Annotated in this window: 15 protein-coding genes; 9 read left to right on the top strand and 6 right to left on the bottom strand. The window is 35.3% G+C overall.

The features are described from left to right. Positions 1 to 27: 27 nt before the first annotated feature. The 3 genes from H7U22_RS03250 to H7U22_RS03260 are packed head-to-tail and all read right to left on the bottom strand — an operon-like array spanning position 28 to position 1859. On the bottom strand, positions 28 to 786 hold the full coding sequence (locus tag H7U22_RS03250) for an ABC transporter ATP-binding protein (RefSeq protein WP_187069903.1): 759 nt from the start codon (positions 784 to 786) through the stop codon (positions 28 to 30). Positions 787 to 840: 54 nt separating this feature from the next. Then, on the bottom strand, positions 841 to 1131 hold the full coding sequence (gene gatC / locus H7U22_RS03255) for an Asp-tRNA(Asn)/Glu-tRNA(Gln) amidotransferase subunit GatC (protein WP_187069904.1): 291 nt from the start codon (positions 1129 to 1131) through the stop codon (positions 841 to 843). Next, complete coding sequence (locus tag H7U22_RS03260; RefSeq protein WP_187069905.1) at positions 1128 to 1859, bottom strand: lysophospholipid acyltransferase family protein; 732 nt, start codon at positions 1857 to 1859, stop codon at positions 1128 to 1130. Before H7U22_RS03260 ends, gatC begins: the two co-directional genes overlap by 4 nt. A 252-nt stretch (positions 1860 to 2111) precedes the next feature. Here H7U22_RS03260 and trpS point away from each other — a divergent pair, with 252 nt between their 5' ends. The 9 genes from trpS to H7U22_RS03305 all read left to right on the top strand — a co-directional run bounded on the left by trpS (position 2112) and on the right by H7U22_RS03305 (position 13980). Beyond that, the gene (trpS, locus tag H7U22_RS03265; protein ID WP_187069906.1) at positions 2112 to 3110 is read left to right on the top strand and encodes a tryptophan--tRNA ligase; all 999 of its coding nucleotides are present in this window, start codon (positions 2112 to 2114) and stop codon (positions 3108 to 3110) included. 113 nt (positions 3111 to 3223) lie between these two features. Then, positions 3224 to 3838, top strand: a complete 615-nt coding sequence (locus tag H7U22_RS03270; protein ID WP_025144984.1) for a deoxynucleoside kinase — start codon at positions 3224 to 3226, stop codon at positions 3836 to 3838. Between the two features lie 104 nt (positions 3839 to 3942). Continuing rightward, on the top strand, positions 3943 to 4731 hold the full coding sequence (gene kdsB / locus H7U22_RS03275; RefSeq protein ID WP_187069907.1) for a 3-deoxy-manno-octulosonate cytidylyltransferase: 789 nt from the start codon (positions 3943 to 3945) through the stop codon (positions 4729 to 4731). Between the two features lie 95 nt (positions 4732 to 4826). Continuing rightward, positions 4827 to 5399 (top strand): DUF3575 domain-containing protein, encoded by a 573-nt coding sequence (locus H7U22_RS03280; RefSeq protein ID WP_187069908.1) that lies wholly within the window; start codon positions 4827 to 4829, stop codon positions 5397 to 5399. Positions 5400 to 5438: 39 nt separating this feature from the next. Beyond that, entirely contained in the window at positions 5439 to 5981 is a 543-nt protein-coding gene (locus tag H7U22_RS03285; protein WP_187069909.1) for a hypothetical protein, read from the top strand. Between the two features lie 133 nt (positions 5982 to 6114). After that, complete coding sequence (locus tag H7U22_RS03290; RefSeq protein WP_187069910.1) at positions 6115 to 7731, top strand: CTP synthase; 1617 nt, start codon at positions 6115 to 6117, stop codon at positions 7729 to 7731. A 20-nt stretch (positions 7732 to 7751) separates the two neighbouring features. Next, on the top strand, positions 7752 to 9545 hold the full coding sequence (yidC, locus tag H7U22_RS03295; protein ID WP_187069911.1) for a membrane protein insertase YidC: 1794 nt from the start codon (positions 7752 to 7754) through the stop codon (positions 9543 to 9545). 191 nt (positions 9546 to 9736) lie between these two features. Beyond that, entirely contained in the window at positions 9737 to 12592 is a 2856-nt protein-coding gene (locus H7U22_RS03300) for a S9 family peptidase (protein WP_187069912.1), read from the top strand. A 116-nt stretch (positions 12593 to 12708) separates the two neighbouring features. Next, on the top strand, positions 12709 to 13980 hold the full coding sequence (locus H7U22_RS03305) for a nucleoside recognition domain-containing protein (RefSeq protein WP_187069913.1): 1272 nt from the start codon (positions 12709 to 12711) through the stop codon (positions 13978 to 13980). 116 nt (positions 13981 to 14096) lie between these two features. Here H7U22_RS03305 and H7U22_RS03310 read toward each other — a convergent pair whose 3' ends face one another. The 3 genes from H7U22_RS03310 to H7U22_RS03320 all read right to left on the bottom strand — a co-directional run bounded on the left by H7U22_RS03310 (position 14097) and on the right by H7U22_RS03320 (position 17598). Continuing rightward, on the bottom strand, positions 14097 to 14339 hold the full coding sequence (locus tag H7U22_RS03310; RefSeq protein WP_187069914.1) for a hypothetical protein: 243 nt from the start codon (positions 14337 to 14339) through the stop codon (positions 14097 to 14099). Between the two features lie 100 nt (positions 14340 to 14439). Beyond that, positions 14440 to 14880, bottom strand: a complete 441-nt coding sequence (locus tag H7U22_RS03315; protein ID WP_187069915.1) for a PaaI family thioesterase — start codon at positions 14878 to 14880, stop codon at positions 14440 to 14442. A gap of 261 nt (positions 14881 to 15141) precedes the next feature. Further along, the gene (locus H7U22_RS03320; protein WP_187069916.1) at positions 15142 to 17598 is read right to left on the bottom strand and encodes a TonB-dependent receptor; all 2457 of its coding nucleotides are present in this window, start codon (positions 17596 to 17598) and stop codon (positions 15142 to 15144) included. Positions 17599 to 17680: the final 82 nt, after the last annotated feature.

Consider the following 17680-nt stretch of genomic DNA (forward strand, 5'->3'; position numbering starts at 1 on the left):
TTGTTATCCCAAGTTCCCTTTTAGGGGTTAATTAATTTTTTCCCAGTCCTTACCGCTTTCATTTAGTGCTTCCAAGCGTGGTGAAACCGATTTGATTTCCGTATTTGCATAATCATTTTCGATCAAACCATCACGCATCCTTACAATACGATGGGCATGCTGAGCAATATCTTCTTCGTGGGTTACTAAGATAATGGTATTGCCTTTGCCATGAATTTCTTCTAGCAAAGCCATAATTTCTATAGAAGTTTTAGTATCTAAATTTCCTGTAGGCTCATCGGCAAGGATGATGGAAGGATTGTTAATTAATGCCCTTGCAACAGCAACACGCTGACGTTGACCACCTGATAATTCATTTGGCTTGTGATCCATACGATTGCCCAAACCAACATTTTCTAATGCTTTTGCTGCTCTCGCATCTCTATCCTTTTTACTTGCACCTGCATAAATTAATGGAAGCGCAACGTTATCCAAAGAGGTTGATCGTGGAAGTAAATTGAATGTTTGAAAAACAAAACCGATTTCCTTATTGCGAACTTCTGCAAGCGCATCATCAGACATTTGACTCACATTGGTTCCGTTTAATATGTAGGTACCGCTAGATGGTGTATCTAAGCAACCTAAAATATTCATCAAAGTTGATTTACCAGAGCCAGAAGGCCCCATTAATGCCACAAATTCTCCTTTGTTAATATCTAAAGAAACTGATTTTAAAGCATGGATAACTTCTGATCCGATTACATATTTACGGCCAATCTCTTTTATGGTAATAAGTGGTTTCTCCATGTTTTTTCTTTTTTAGACAAGCGCAAAGGGTGAGATGTTACAATCGTTTGAAAATTACTTTTCAATAATCTTCGGTACCATAAAAAATTGATCAGAATGTTTAGCCGAATTTTTTAAGCCGTCTTCCATAGAGATTTCCTGTTTTACAACATCTTCTCTAAAAACATTTACAGCTTCATTCATGTAAACCAAAGGTTTTACGTTTGAGGTATCCAGCTCATTTAACTTTTCCATAAATGATAAAATTTTATTCATTTCTGGAATCAGTGTATCAACTTCCTTTTCATCGATATGAATTCTAGCCAAATCGGCTATCTTATAAATGGTCTTTGCGTCTAAATTCATATCTCTACTAACTTACTATCAATCAATTGGAAAACCTTTTCTTTTAAAACATCAGAATCAACATCGGCCAATTCTGAAGTATTTATGGGTTTGTGGACGTAAATATCGCAAATTCCCGGCTTACTTCCATATTTAGCACCGTCATCCCAATTAATTTTCCAAACATTAGTAATGCTCACCGGTACGAGCGGAATGTTTTTATCAATAGCCAAGCGAAATGGCCCATTTTTAAACTCCCCTAATTTTGGTGGGTAATGATCATCTATTTTCCCTTCTGGAAAGATAACCAAGCTCATCCCCTTTTCTAAATTTTCGCCTGCTTTTTTAAAAGCTCTAAATGCAGAGATTTTGCTATCTCGATTTACAGAGATATCAATGGTTTTAAAGAAGATCCCCAGAACTGGATTATTTAACAATTCATCCTTCCCCATAAAATGAAATTTTCCATGGCACATGATGCAAAAAACCATGATATCTAAATTTGAAGTATGGTTTGCACAGTAGATATAAGTTTGGTTGTAATCTAATTTTTGCTCGTATTGATAATTAAAAACAACCCCCGAAAAAAGACTACACAGAAAACTATTGGCCTTTCTGCAAAAATTAAGAATGGCATAATATTTCGGATCCCGCGAGGTAAGGTAGTACATCGGATAAAAAAGCATGAAGAAAAAGAGTATCCAAAATAAAAACCATATTCGGTGTACTTGCCTTAAAAAGTGGATCATAGATAAATCAAAAATATAAATTAGTTTGATATTTCATAACTCGGAATAAATAAGGTGTTTTATTTGTACCACCTAAAAAACCTGAGATCATCTAAGGTGGATGGGTGATTTAAACCAGTTGAAAAAGGTCAACTAATTTGAATTAAGACGTTCCATTAATACATCCAGCTAAACTTGGTAAGTTAATAGAATCTGATAAAATTAAATCTATAATATACTTTGCTAGTAATTTATTTTTAATTTCGTGCCATTATGAAAGAAACAGTGGTGAGCGGTATTCGCTCAACAGGAAAATTACATTTGGGTAATTATTACGGGGCAGTAAAAAACTTTGTGCAAATGCAAAATGATTACAATTGCTATTTTTTTATTGCCGATTTACACTCTTTAACAACACATCCTACTCCGGCAGATTTACACGGAAATATTAAACACGTTTTAGTAGAATATTTAGCAAGTGGCATCGATCCAGAAAATAGCACCATTTATATTCAAAGTGATGTTCCAGAAATCGCCGAGCTTTATTTATACTTGAATATGAATGCTTACATGGGCGAATTGGAGCGCAGTACATCTTTTAAGGATAAGGTTCGTTCCAATCCTGATAATGTAAATGCTGGTTTATTAACTTACCCAGTTTTAATGGCTGCTGATATTTTAATTCATAAAGCAACAAAAGTACCTGTTGGAAAAGATCAAGAACAACATTTGGAAATGGCCCGTACTTTCGGGAATCGTTTTAATAGATTATACAATACCGAATATTTCCCTGAGCCTTATGCTTTTAGCTATTCTGAAAAGTTAGTTAAAGTTCCAGGTTTAGATGGAAAAGGTAAAATGGGCAAATCTGAAGGGGAAGCTAATGCGGTTTACCTATCTGATGATCCGGAAACAATCCGTAAGAAAGTAATGAAAGCAGTGAGTGATGGCGGTCCGACGGAAGAAAACCAACCAAAGCCAGAACCGATTCAAAATTTATTTGATTTAATGAAGGTGGTTTCTAGTGCTGATACCCATCAACATTTTGAAGATTTATATAGCAAAATGCAGATTCGCTATGGCGATTTTAAGAAACAACTGGCGGAAGATATGATTATCGCGACCGCACCAATGCGTGAACGGATTCAAGATATTGCCAAAGATGACTCTTATTTACGTCAAGTTGCGAAGCACGGTGCATTAAAAGCTCGTGAAAGTGCACAAAAAACCATTAGAGAAGTTCGTAGTTTAATCGGATTTAAAAGTTTTTAATAATATTTAATAGATTTGAGAAGATGGATGCGGGATCTGAGATTTAAGGCAAATTGCTTTATCTTAAGTCAAAATTCTCAAATCTCATTTCTCAAATCTCATATCTAAGCAATATGCACATAGCAATCGTAGGGAATATAGGTGCCGGTAAAACAACTTTAACAGGTTTATTGGCGAAAAATTATGGATGGGAGGCTTTATACGAAGCTGTGGACAACAATCCTTATTTAGAAGATTTTTATAGTGATATGAAGCGCTGGAGCTTTAATCTTCAGATTTATTTCTTAAACAGTCGTTTCCAACAAATAACTGATATTGAGGTAAATAAACGCAACGTTATTCAAGATAGAACGATTTATGAGGATGCGCACATTTTTGCAGAAAACCTGCATGATATGGCATTAATGACTACTCGTGATCATGATAACTACCGTGCAATTTTCGATAACATTACTTCTTTTATTAAACCACCAGATTTATTGGTTTACTTACGTGCCTCAGTTCCTACTTTGGTAAATAACATTCAACGCCGTGGACGTGAGTACGAAGCTGGAATTCGAATAGATTACCTTTCTAAACTGAATGAGAAATACGAAGCTTGGATTAAAGGATATAACTTGGGTAAATTGTTGATTTTGGATAAAGATAAATTGGATTTCACCAATAATCCAGAAGATTTGGGAACGGTAATTCAATCTATCGAAGCTGAGATAAACGGATTGTTTTAACCCCCCAGCCCCCTGAAGGGGGAGTTTAAAGGCAAAGTGGAAAAGCAAAGTCAAAATAATCTGATCATTACATTTTTAATATTTCAATTTATTGAAAACCAAATATGAACGTTAGAAATTCAAAGTCCCCTTTAGGGGATTTAGGGGTAATCGGAATTATTCCTGCTCGCTACGCCTCTACCCGCTTTCCTGGCAAACCTTTAGTTGATATTGCCGGAAAGACAATGATTCAGCGTGTTTATGAGCAAGCAATGAAAGCAGAAAGTTTATCAAAAGTGGTTATCGCTACCGATGATGAGCGAATTGCTGATGAAGTTAAAAGGTTTGGCGGGGAGTACGTTTTCACAGCATCAACCCACCAAAGCGGAACGGATAGATGTGCCGAAGTTGCAGAGAAATTACCAGAATATAATATTATAATAAACATTCAAGGTGATGAACCTTTTATTGAACCTGCTCAAATTGATTTATTGGCAAGCTGTTTCACCGAAGAAAAAGTTCAGTTGGCTACGTTAATAAAATCTATAGAAAGCCAGGAAAGTGTTTATAATCCAAATAGTCCGAAGGTTGTTATTGATGTAAACGGCAGAGCAATTTACTTTAGTAGAAGCCCGATTCCTTTTATTAGAAACGGTGAACCGGGGGTGTGGGCTGAAAAGCACCAGTTTTATAAGCATGTTGGGATTTACGGTTACAGAAGCGAATCGTTAAAAGCGATAACTAAACTTCCTCCATCCTCTTTAGAAATAGCAGAAAGTTTGGAACAACTTCGCTGGATCGAAAATGGATTTTACATCCAAACAAAAGTTACCGATTTAGAAACTGTTGCTATCGATACTCCTGAAGATCTTAAGAAACTAAATAAGTTGCTAAAAGCTTTGAAGTTGGAATAATAGATTTTCTGTTACATTGAGCATGTCGAAATGCTTTAAATGAATTTTTAATTAGTCCTTGCAATTTTATACTTTAGAGGTGATTATCCCTCTTTATGAAAAAAATATTTTTAATTTTTATCTGCGTTTATATTACAAATCTGGCTTTTGCGCAAGAGCAAGGTGGCTTAATCATAAAAACAAATCTGCTGAACTTGGTTGCAAAAAGACCATCCTTATCCATAGAAAAGACATTTTCTAATATATATGGACTAGAATTATCCTATGCGTCGGGCGAAATGCGCCACATGCTTTCTCGAGACTATTACCAATATGAGGGCTTTTTACTTAGAGCGAAGAAGTACCTGGATCCAATAGAAAAAAGAGAGGCAAACGCTTTTTATGGACTTTATGTGGGCTCACTAGAAAAAACGATTCAAAATCAGGGACGAAGTGGAGAAGGTTTTTTTGATACATCAACGGCTACTAGAGATTTTAAAGCCAATTCAGTTCGATTTGGTGGAAATTTTGGCGTAATGTTTATCCCCGCAAAACATTTAACATTAGAAGCATTAACAGGTTTTGGATATGGAAAATATTTTAATATGAAAAGTAATCCAATCTATAGTGCACCACCAAAAGGATATTTCGATTTCCAATTATGGTTATCAGTTGGTTATTATTTTTGATGAAAATCATTATTAAAACTAAAATTAGTAGTTTTGGGTATGAGAAATTTTTCGCTCCTGATGATCATTTGCCTTTTTGCAATAACGGCCTGCAACTCTAACAATAAAAAGGATGCAGGCTCTATTGAGTTTAAAAACGTAAATCAGCGCATAACTAAATCTTTTTCGAGTTTAAAGACTCTTGATACCTTCAAAATAGAACTTACTGGTCGTACTCCTGAAAATATGGTTTTGACTTTCACCATAAAAACTGCCGATGGAAAAGAGATTTACAATACCAAAATAAAAGGCACCAAACTATTGGGGAGTACCGATCCTAATGTAGATTTAACCAAAGAAAAAGATCAAATCATTTTTGTAAAAACGATTGCGGATGATTTTTTCAGTGACGATAATTTCCTTGAGCCAGCTGTAATGCCCGAAGATAAAGCTGATAATTATGTTCCTGATAAAGCCCTTTATGAAGAGCTAAAAAAATCGGGGCTAAATGGTTTCAAATATCGATTAGGTAAGGAAAATAACATCTATATTGCTTGGAGTGAAAAAGAACAGAAAGTAAAAATCTATTACAATTGTTGTTAATTTTCTGAACAACACTACTTTATCATTTTTAAAATAACTTATTTTTAAATCAGTAGAAACGAGGAATTTTCTTACCTTTGTATCCCGTACAAAAAGCAGCAATTTATTACATCAGCTGTAAAAAATCACAATCATGACAAAGTATATTTTTGTTACGGGCGGTGTTACTTCCTCTCTTGGAAAGGGCATCATTTCCGCTTCTTTAGCTAAACTTTTACAGGCACGTGGCTACCGTGTAACCATTCAAAAATTCGATCCTTACATTAATATCGATCCAGGAACGCTAAATCCTTACGAACATGGCGAATGCTTTGTTACCGAAGATGGTGCAGAAACCGATTTGGATCTTGGTCATTACGAGCGTTTCTTAAACGTTCCAACTTCTCAGGCAAATAACATTACTACTGGGCGGATTTACCAAAATGTAATCAACAAAGAACGTAAAGGCGAATATTTAGGAAAAACCGTTCAAGTGGTTCCGCATATTACCGATGAAATTAAACGCAACATGCGGATTCTTGGTGATACCGGAGATTACGATATCGTAATTACTGAGCTTGGTGGAACTGTTGGAGATATTGAATCTTTGCCGTTTATTGAGGCTGTTCGTCAGTTTAAATGGGAAGAAGGAAGTACAAATGCAATTGTGATCCACTTAACTTTGGTTCCATATTTAGCTGCTGCAGGCGAATTAAAAACTAAGCCAACACAACATTCGGTTAAAGCTTTATTAGAATACGGAATTCAGCCAGATATATTGGTTTGCCGTACGGAGCATCCGATTAATATGGATATCAGAAAAAAAATTGCATTATTTTGTAACGTTAACATCAATGCGGTAATCGAATCAATGGATGCATCTACAATTTACGATGTTCCGTTGCTTATGTTAAAAGAACAGCTGGATAAAACGGTTTTATCAAAATTAAAGCTTCCAACTAAGAATGATCCGGATATGGAAAGCTGGAAAGATTTCCTTGGTCGTTTAAAAAACCCAACGGCCGATGTTAAAATTGGTTTGATTGGTAAATATGTGGAATTGCCTGATGCTTATAAATCGATTATTGAATCTTTTGTACACGCGGGTTCTAAAAATGAATGTAAGGTTCGTGTGGAGTACATCCACTCAGAAGGACTTTTTCCAGATAACGTTAAGGAGAAATTAAGTCATTTACATGGTGTTTTAGTTGCTCCAGGATTTGGTAGCCGTGGTATTGAAGGAAAAATTGATGCAATTAAATACGTTCGAGAAAATAATATTCCATTCTTTGGAATTTGTTTAGGGATGCAATGTGCTGTGATTGAGTTCGGTAGGAATGTTTTAGGATTGAAAGATGCACACACCACAGAAATTGAAGAAAATGCTGCAAATCCGGTAATCAACATGATGGAAGAGCAGAAAAAAATAACCAATAAGGGCGGTACAATGCGTTTGGGTTCTTACCCTTGCGACATTAAAAAAGGTACTAAAGCTTTTGCTATTTACGGCAAACCCCATATTAATGAGCGTCACCGTCACCGTTACGAATTTAACAACGATTATTTAGCGCAATATGAAGAAGCTGGAATGATTGCTTCAGGCATGAATCCACAAACCAATTTGGTTGAAATTGTGGAGCTTAAAAACCATCCGTTTTTCGTAGGTGGACAATTTCACCCAGAATTAAAATCAACAGTTGCAAATCCTCACCCACTTTTTGTTAAATTTGTGGCCGCTGCGATGGAGTTTGCGAAGAAGAAAACTAATTAAAAGCAGTATAAATATAAATAATGGATAGAAATACCTTTACAGGATTGTTCCTGATCATGATCATTTTGGCAGGATCATTCTACTTTTTTAAGCCAAGTGAGGCTGAAATTAAAAAGGCCAAGGAAATAGAGAAAGTTGACTCTTTAAAAAAGGCTGGTGTTGTTGCAACTAAATTAGATACTACAAAAACGGCTGTAGTTACCCAACCAGCTGTAGATTCATTAGCATTAAAAGGTCCTTTTGGTACTGCATTAACTGGCACAGAACAAAATGTAACTTTAGAAAATGAAAACTTATTGATCACTTTGAGTAATAAAGGTGGTAAGATAACTTCAGTAGAAATTAAAGGACAAAAAACATTTAATGGTAAGCCATTAATTTTGTTTGATGGAAACCAGAACAAATTTGGGTTAAACCTTAACGCTGCTGGTAAAGTAATTAACACAAACGATTTATTTTTTAAACCAACCAAAGCAGGGAATACTTTAACCATGCGTGCCGATTACGGTGCAAATGCTTATGTAGAATATGTTTATGATTTAAAAGCATTAAGCAATAAAGTTGGTTTCAATATTAATTTAGTTGGCTTACAACAAGTTATTTCTGGCAATAGCGTTGGCTTAAACTGGGAAACTGTTTTATTGCAACAAGAAAAATCTATTGAAAGTGAACACCGTTACTCTGCACCCTATTATAAATATTTGGATGGAGATGTAAATCACTTAAGTGTATCGAAAGATGAGAAAGAAGATTTAGCTAAAGGCAAAATCCAATGGTTTTCATTTAAACAACACTTTTTCTCTGCTTCTTTAATTTCTAAACAAGCTTTTGAAAAAGGGAATTTAGAAGTTAAAATACCAACAACACCTGGACAAGTTAAATTTTATGGTGCTAACATGCAGTTACCATATACCCATTTGGCTAATCAGGCTTACGAAATGGAGTTTTACTTCGGTACAAATAAATTTTCTGCCTTAAAAGCTCAAGGTTACGATTTAGAGCAACAGGTTGATATGGGTTATTGGCCATTAAAATACATTAACCGGTTCATCGTATTACCTGTATTTAATTTCTTAAACAGCTTTGGTTGGAATTATGGCTTAATCATTTTGGTACTTACCATTTTGCTTAAAGTTGCTTTATCTCCACTTACCTACAAGTCATATTTATCGATGGCTAAAATGAGGGTTTTAAAGCCAGAGATGGATGAGATTAAAGCTAAAGTTGGTGAAGATAACCCTACATTAGTTCAACAAGAATATTTAAAGCTTTATAAGAAAGCTGGAGTAAATCCACTTGGCGGATGTTTGCCGATGGTTTTACAATTGCCACTGGTAATGGCATTCTTCTTCTTCTTCCCAAATTTATTTGAGTTAAGAGGCGAAAGTTTCCTTTGGATGAAAGATTTATCAACTTATGATGAGTTTATCCGTTTCGGCGTAAAAGTACCATTTATAGGCGATCACTTAAGTTTAATGTGTGTATTGATGACCATCTCTACATTGATTATGACATATTTTAACAATCAGGTTTCTGGTGCTACAGGCCAAATGAAATACATTGGTTATGTTATGCCAGTTATTTTCTTAGGTGTTTTAAATAGCTATCCGGCAGGATTAAACTATTATTACTTCTTAGCCAACTTAATGACTTTCGGTCAGCAGTTCCTAATTCGTAAAATGGTTGATGATGATAAAATCCATGCTTTAATTCAGCAGAATAAAGCTAGACCAGTTGATGAGAAAAAGAAAAAATCTAAATTTCAAACTCGTTTAGATGATTACATGCGTCAACAACAAAAAGATAAAAAATAATTTCATTCTTTAACGGAGTAGATTATTTATAATAAAGTCCCGATTGTTTCATTAACAATCGGGACTTTTACTTTATAGGCCAGCCAAATTCCAAAAAATTGTAATATTTGGCATACATGTTTCTTAATAAGCTAAAATTTTCCAATTTTAGGAGATTGAAATCTCAATCAACAAATTAATTTATCCCTAAAATGCAAAAAAGACTTACAATAATTCTGTTATTCGTTGTCAGCTTTGCTTACGCACAAAAAAAACCATTAGATCATTCTGTTTATGATACTTGGGAAGCTGTAGGCATTAAACAATTATCAAACAATGGCCAATGGGCATTATATGGTGTTGTACAACAAGAGGGCGATGCAAAACTTTACATCTCCAATTTAAAAACCAACACAAAAATTACCATCCCAAGAGGTATGAATGCAGAATTTAGCAACGATTCTAAATTTGCTGCTTTCAATATTCGTCCTTTTAATAAAGATTTACGCCAAGCAAAAATCAAGAAGAAAAAGTTGGATGAAATGCCGAAAGATACTTTAGGGATTGCCAATTTAATTACAAATGCAATTACGAAAATTCCTCGAGTAAAGTCCTTCAAGTTTCCAGAAGATGGATTTGGCGTTATGGCTTATCAATTAGATAAGTTGGATACGGCGAAGAAAGTTGCTGGTCCTCAAAAAAAGGACAACGAAATTGATTTTGCAGATGATGAACCTGGTGCTGGCTTAAAGAAAGATGAAGGAACCGATTTAGTGGTTAAAAACCTTACAACTGGAACTGATAAGACTTATAAGTTTGTTACCGATTATACCTTTAGCAAAAATGGAAAGCAATTGGTTTTTGCTTGTAGCGGATCAAAAAAGGACAAAACAGCTCCTCAGGGTGTGTTTTTACTTGATACTGAAAAGGGAACACTTAAATCATTAGTAAAAGGAAAAGGCTCATTTAAAAGTTTTGTTTTTGATGAAGAAAGTGAACACGTAGCTTTTGTTGGAGAGCAAAGTCCTGAAAAACAAGAAATTAAAAACTACAATATTTATTACAGCTCCTTAACTTTAGATACTGCACAAACTATTGTTGATTATGACATGCCAGGCTTACCCGCAAAATGGTCGGTAAGTGGAGATGGACGTGTAAACTTTAGCAAAGATGGTAAGAAATTGTTTTTTGGCATTGCTCCTATTAAAAAAGCAAAAGACACCACAATTGTAGATTTCGAAGTTGCGAAAGTAGATGTATGGAATTATAAAGATGATTACTTACAGCCAATGCAACTTAAAAATGCAGATAGAGACAGTAAAAAAAGTTTTTTAGCCGTTATTGATGTTTACAGTAGCGACCCAAAGGTAGTTCCACTAACGGATTTGAGTTTGCCTGACGCCAATATGGTTGGAGAAGGCGATGCAAATTTTGTTCTGGCTTCAACTGATTTTGGTCACCGTGTAGAATCGCAATGGAGTGGCTCTACCAGCAAAGATTACTATTTGGTGGATACAAAAACTGGACAGCGCAAAAAAATAATCGAAAGCTTAAATGGTTATGCAATGGCATCGCCGGGCGGAAATTATGTTTTATACTTCGATCGCAAAACAGCTAATTGGTACACTTATAATGTGGCTAATGCAAAAGTAACCACTTTGAATACAGGCTTAAATGTGAAGTTTGTAAATGAAGAGAATGATGTTCCAGATTTGCCAACACCATACGGTGTAGCAACTTGGACAGAAGACGATAAAGCAGTTTTATTAAATGACAGATATGATATTTGGTCGTTTTCGCCAGATGGAAAATCTCAACCCAAAAACATTACAGCAGGTTTTGGCAGAGCGAACAAAATCACTTTCCGTTATGAAAGAACCGAAGAAACCAATCGTTTTGAAAGAAACGTGGATAACAAATTTGTAAAATCCAATGAGCTGGTTTGGTTAGATGGTTTCAACAACGTAACCAAAGAAAATGGTTTTTACCGTACAAATGTTGGTTCGGCAAAAGCACCAGAATTGGTTGTAATGGCGAAAACAAAATATTCGAACTTACTTAAAGCCAAAGAAGCTGATGTTTATATTTATGATAAGGGAAATTACGTGGAATCGCCAAATGTGTATGTAACTACAGATTTTAAAACGGAGACGAAACTTACAAGTACCAATCCTCAACAGCAAAACTACAATTGGGGAACAGCAGAATTGGTAAAATGGACTACTCCAAAAGGTTATCAATCTGATGGTATTTTGTACAAACCAGAAAACTTCGATCCAAGTAAAAAATACCCAATGATTGTTTACTTCTACGAAAAACTATCTGAAGGTTTATATTCTTATCAGCCACCTGCACCTACCCCATCCCGTTTAAATATCTCATTTTTTGTGAGTAATGGATATTTGGTTTTCGCACCGGATATTAGTTATGAAACAGGTCACCCAGGTCAATCTGCAGTAGAATTTATTAATTCTGGCGTAGAAAACCTTAAGAAAAACAGCTGGGTTGATGGAACAAAAATTGGAATTCAAGGACAAAGTTGGGGCGGTTATCAAGTTGCTTATTTAATTACTCAAAATAATATGTATGCGGCTGCATGGGCAGGAGCTCCAGTTGCAAACATGACTTCTGCTTATGGCGGTATTCGTTGGGAAACAGGCGCAAATCGCCAATTTCAATATGAAAAAACACAAAGCAGAATTGGCGCTACACTTTGGGAAAAACCGGAACTGTATATCGAGAACTCTCCATTATTTATGTTTCCTAAAGTAAATACGCCAGTAGTAGTTATGGCGAATGATGCAGATGGAGCTGTGCCGTGGTATCAAGGAATAGAAATGTTTACCGGACTTCGCCGTTTAGGCAAGCCTGTATGGTTATTAAACTATAATGGGGAGGCGCATAATTTGGTTCAGCGCCAAAACCGTAAGGATATTCAAATTCGGGAACAACAGTTTTTTGATTACTATTTAAAAGGTGCAAAAGCCCCCACTTGGATGACAAGCGGTGTGCCTGCTACTGAAAAAGGAAAAACCTGGGGTTTCGAATTAACAGACGATAAACCATAAACAGTAAAAAATTTCTTTTAAAAAGTCCATAGTTTATAGTGTACAAACTATTTACTATGGACTTTTGAAGTAAAAAAGGTATTTTAACATCCTCAAACAAAAACTAAATAACCCTAATGGCATTAAGCAGAATTTGGTCGGCATTTATTATTATTGCTATTGTTGTAGCCAGTATTAAGTGTTTCTTTTTCGGACAGAACGATATTTTTAACTGGATGGTGATTGGAAAATCTTCTGACCCATTGAATCCATTAAAATTAGATGGAATTATAGAAACCTGTTGGATTGCTGTAGATCTTTGTATTAAATTGATCGGTACATTGGCTTTGTTTATGGGTTTAATGAGCATTGCTGAAAAAGCTGGAGGGATTCGCTTACTATCAAGAATTATAGGTCCGTTCTTTTCTAAATTGTTTCCAGATATCCCAAAAGGACATCCATCAATGGGACATATGATTCTGAATTTTTCTGCTAATTTATTAGGTTTAGATAATGCAGCTACTCCTTTTGGTATTAAAGCAATGGAAAGCTTGCAAGAGTTAAATCCAAATAAAGATACAGCTAGCAATTCTCAAATTATGTTTTTGTGTCTACATGCAGCAGGCCTATGTTTAATTCCTGTTAGTGTAATTGCGATTAGATCGACACAAAATGCTCATGATCCGACAGATATTTTCATTCCATGTTTAATTGTAACCTTCGTTGGTACCATGGCTGCTATGCTCATTGTATCGCTTAGGCAGAAAATAAACTTACTTCAACCTGTAATTATAACCTGGGTATTAAGTATCTCGGCAATTATTGGCCTTCTTGTTTGGTATGTAAGTAAGTTAAATGCAGAAGGTATCAAATCATTTTCTGGCTTGTTAAGTGGCGGAATAATTTTGTTGATCTTTTTATTGATCGTACTTGGGGCACTTTATAAAAAGATAGATGTATTCGATTCGTTTATAGATGGGGCCAAAGGCGGATTTGAAACCGCACTGAAAATAATACCCTATTTAGTAGGGATTTTAGTTGCCGTAAGTATGCTGAGAACGAGTGGAACATTTGATGTTGTAATGAGTGGTATTAAAAATGTTTTCGTCTTTTTTGGTGCAGATACCAGATTTGTAGATGCTTTACCTACAGCTTTGATTAGGCCTTTAAGTGGTGGCGCAGCTCGCGGAATGATGGTGAGTACCATGATTTCTAGTGGGCCAGACTCTTTCGCCAGTAAGCTATCTGGGGTTTTCCAAGGTGCATCTGATACTACTTTTTATGTGGTAGCGGTTTACTTTGGTTCTGTCGGCATAAAGAATACACGCTATGCAATTGGCTCGATGCTGTTGGCCGATTTGGTTGGTGTTTGCACAGCAATTGCACTGAGTTATATGTTTTTTGGATAGATTTTAAAAATAAATTTCAATAAAAAATCCCTGCTAGCAATTATTAACTAGCAGGGATTCTTTATTAATGGGGCTTAAGAGTGCTTAATTTGTTAGATGTAGTTAGAGCTCCGATTCTAAGAAACCTGTGCAGGCAAAGAAATTCTGTTAATAATTTCGTCTATTGCATCAGGATCAATGGCAACATTTTTCGATGAACACCACTTTTCATTTTTGTTATCCAACCAGATACAAAAAGAATGATAGCCATCTAAAACAACGGCATAGGTTTCATGAAAATCGTCTTGAATGCGCATGCAAAATCCTTTAAAAATTTTGCCTCTAACAATAAATTGCAAAGTTGAATAATTTTCTAACATGGCTCATTATATTTTTGGTTAAGTTACAACAACCTATTAACGAGAATGTTTTGTTAATTTTAAGAAATTAATAAATAATTCTACTGCTTTAAACTTCGGCTTAACCTATGTTTAACATATTGGAGTAACCTTTGGCTATTAAACGCTTTTTTGAAGGTAAAAATATCTCGCATTGCAAATTTAATATTGTCTTCCCATGTTTTACAATTGAGGTTTCGGCAATCACCTCATCCCCTTCAGTGGCCGGCGCAAAATAATCTATATAATTATTTACCGTTGTATAACGATGACTTAAACCCATTGTAAATACTGTGGCGCCAATCAAATCATCTATAATCCCGGCGGTTACGCCACCATGCAAAATCTGGTAGGGATTCGTCATCTCTTTACGGATGGTGTATTGACAAATTAAAATTCCATTTTCTGCTTTGATAAGCACTGGCGCAAGCCAATTCATAAAATTTGATGGGGAATTGGTGATGACTTTCCCTATAGATTGCCTTAAAAAATCCAATCTTTGTTCGCTTAATGAAGATTCCATAAGTAAATGTAAGCGGTTAAGTTGTAAAATGGAAGAGAGTAAGAGCAAGTATCAAAGTGCATTGTTCATATTATTTTGGTTGTAGGTGAGGACACGTGCCACGGCTGGGGCAGTTAAGTTGTAAAATGGAAGAGAGTAAGAGCAAGTATCAAAGTGCATTGTTCATATTATTTTGGTTGTACGTGAGGATAGGTACCACGGCTGGGTAGAGAATTTGTTTGATTTAGTATTTCATAATCATACATTTTCCATCTTACATCCTTAAAATGGTGCAATTATTTTAAAGCTCATGTTTCTACCCATATTATAAATTCCCGATTTTCCGTTAGGTGAAGCATTGTAATACTCAAAATATTTAAGCCTGTTTAAGTTGGATTGGTAGCTTTTATTAAAAATATTATCTATCTGAATAAATACATCGAAAAGCGTTTTTCCAGTTTTTGATTTTAATGTGGAACCTACTCCTGCATTGAATAAACTGTAGCCAGCAGTAAACGTTTCGGTATTATCCAAAGCATAAAATCTGTTTTGATCTGCGAAAAAGGCACCATCTATTTTTAAATAGGGTTTATCAAAGATTCCGATAGGCTTTTGTGCCGTAGCCTTAACTTCCAAGCGAATTTGCAATGGCGGTATAAATGGTAAATATTTTGCCTCACCACCTTGTTTCGCCAATAATTTCTCATTTTTATTTAGGCCAACTACATAAGCTAAACTATTATTAAGATTGAGCCACTTTAATTGAGATGGATGCAGATTAATGCTTATTTCTGCGCCATACAATCTCGCTTTTGATTGCTGATATTGATAAGTTAAATTACCGGGAACGATTACCACAGGGTTTCCATTGGCATCTGTTAATCGAGATTGATAAATATAATTCTGAATATCGTTGTTAAACAATTCTAGGCTAATGTCTGCATCTTTTAAATAAGCAATAATTCCCAAATCTTCCTGAAGATTAAATTCAGGCTTAAAAGTCCTATTACCTAAATAAACAATGTGTGCGCCGGGATCTAAACCATTAGAACCGATTTCTGTAATGTTTGGAGCTCGATAGCCACGGGCGATATTGGCTTTAATCAACAATTTTTCTGAAATGTTATATGTTAAACCTAAACTTCCCGAGAGGCCATAATAATTCTTTTTAAAGACAGGAAATTGAAAATTTGCTCCAGGATAACTTGAATTTACCTGTTCGCCAAAGCCTGTTTGCTGGTTTGTACCGACATAAAAATCGTTCCACTGAATATTACGCCTATCTAACCGAATTCCTCCAGAGATATCTATTTTGCCCATAGATTTCTTAGCAAAATAAAAGGCACCAATATCAAACAAATCGTAATCAGGAATAGGAAAATCAGTTGCATCCTTGCTCCTGTTACCTTGCAACATTCCATTAATGCCCAAAGTACTTTCAATGCCAGCAAAGTCTGGCAAATTATACTTCAGATCATAATTTAGGGTGTTTAAAACTACATAGAGTCCCGCTTGATTTGGAACTGTGGGATGATTGTATTCTCGTCTTACGCTCTGTTGCGCTCCAATAAGTACATTTAAGTCGCTATTTCCAAATTTAAACTGACTGATATTATAAAATCTATAATGTTGAATGTGCTGGTGAAGTGGATTTATCGAATAGCTATTTAATTCATTATCAAGCACAATCGGACGATTTTTAAGGTCATCGCCAAAATCTAAAACCTGTCTGGTAAATTTCCTTGATAATGAATCCCTGCTTCCATCAGGGATTTCCATCAAGTTATCATAGTAAGTGATTGCAGTTTTAGAGTATCCCCATTTTTTATCAACCCTCGCCGAAGCAGATAAATTATATTCGCGGAAAGCCGTTCCATAAACTAAACCATCAATTTTATTGGAATAATTGTGAGCTGTTTTGACTGTGGCTCTAATGGTGTATTTCCAATCATTTTTGATGTAGGCCAATCCGAGTGATGATCCAATCATTCCATTATTGGTTTGATAATTTGTCGTGAAATCACCTTTTAGTTTACCATTTTCAAAATTAGGGCTGTAAGGAATCATATTGATTACTCCAGCTAAAGCATCGGAGCCATAGGTTAAACTCGCCGGACCTTTAACCACCTCAGCTCTCGTAATGCCATACTCATCTACCTCAATTCCATGTTCATCACCCCATTGTTGCCCTTCTTGGCGCAGGCCATCATATAAAGTTAATACCCGATTGTACCCCAAACCTCGGATAAAGGGTTTTGAAACATTTGGGCCAGTAGTTACTGCGGTAACTCCGGGAACCCCTTTCACAATGGCTTCTATTAAATTTGTATTTACATTTTGATCCATTGTTTTTTTGGAAAGAACTGCAATCGGTACCGGGCTTTTCCGCAATTGTGTTGCCCGATTTACTCCTGTTATTACAACATCATTTAAATTGGATTCTGAAGCAAGGAGATCTGCATTTAAATCCATTGGTTCCTTTGTTAAAACAATGTTTGTTTTTTTTGTTTGGTAACCAATTCCCGAAAAAATCAAAGTGTATTCCCCTGCAGGAAGATGATCAATTTGATATTGTCCACTTTGGTTTGTTTTAACTGATTTATTGAAACCGGTAATTTTTACAGTAATATTTTCGACTGCAAGCGAATTTGATTTTACCTGTCCTTTTATGGAACTGTTTTGGGCAAGGAGCTGATTGACAGAGAAAACAAACAGCAAAGATAAGAGTATGTATTTCATAGAGTATTATCTAAATATATTTTTAGACAAATCTAAATTTAATTTTATACTTATCAAATAAATTAATTAGATAAAGTTAAAA

Source organism: Pedobacter fastidiosus (genome assembly GCF_014306625.1).
GTDB lineage: Bacteria > Bacteroidota > Bacteroidia > Sphingobacteriales > Sphingobacteriaceae > Pedobacter > Pedobacter fastidiosus.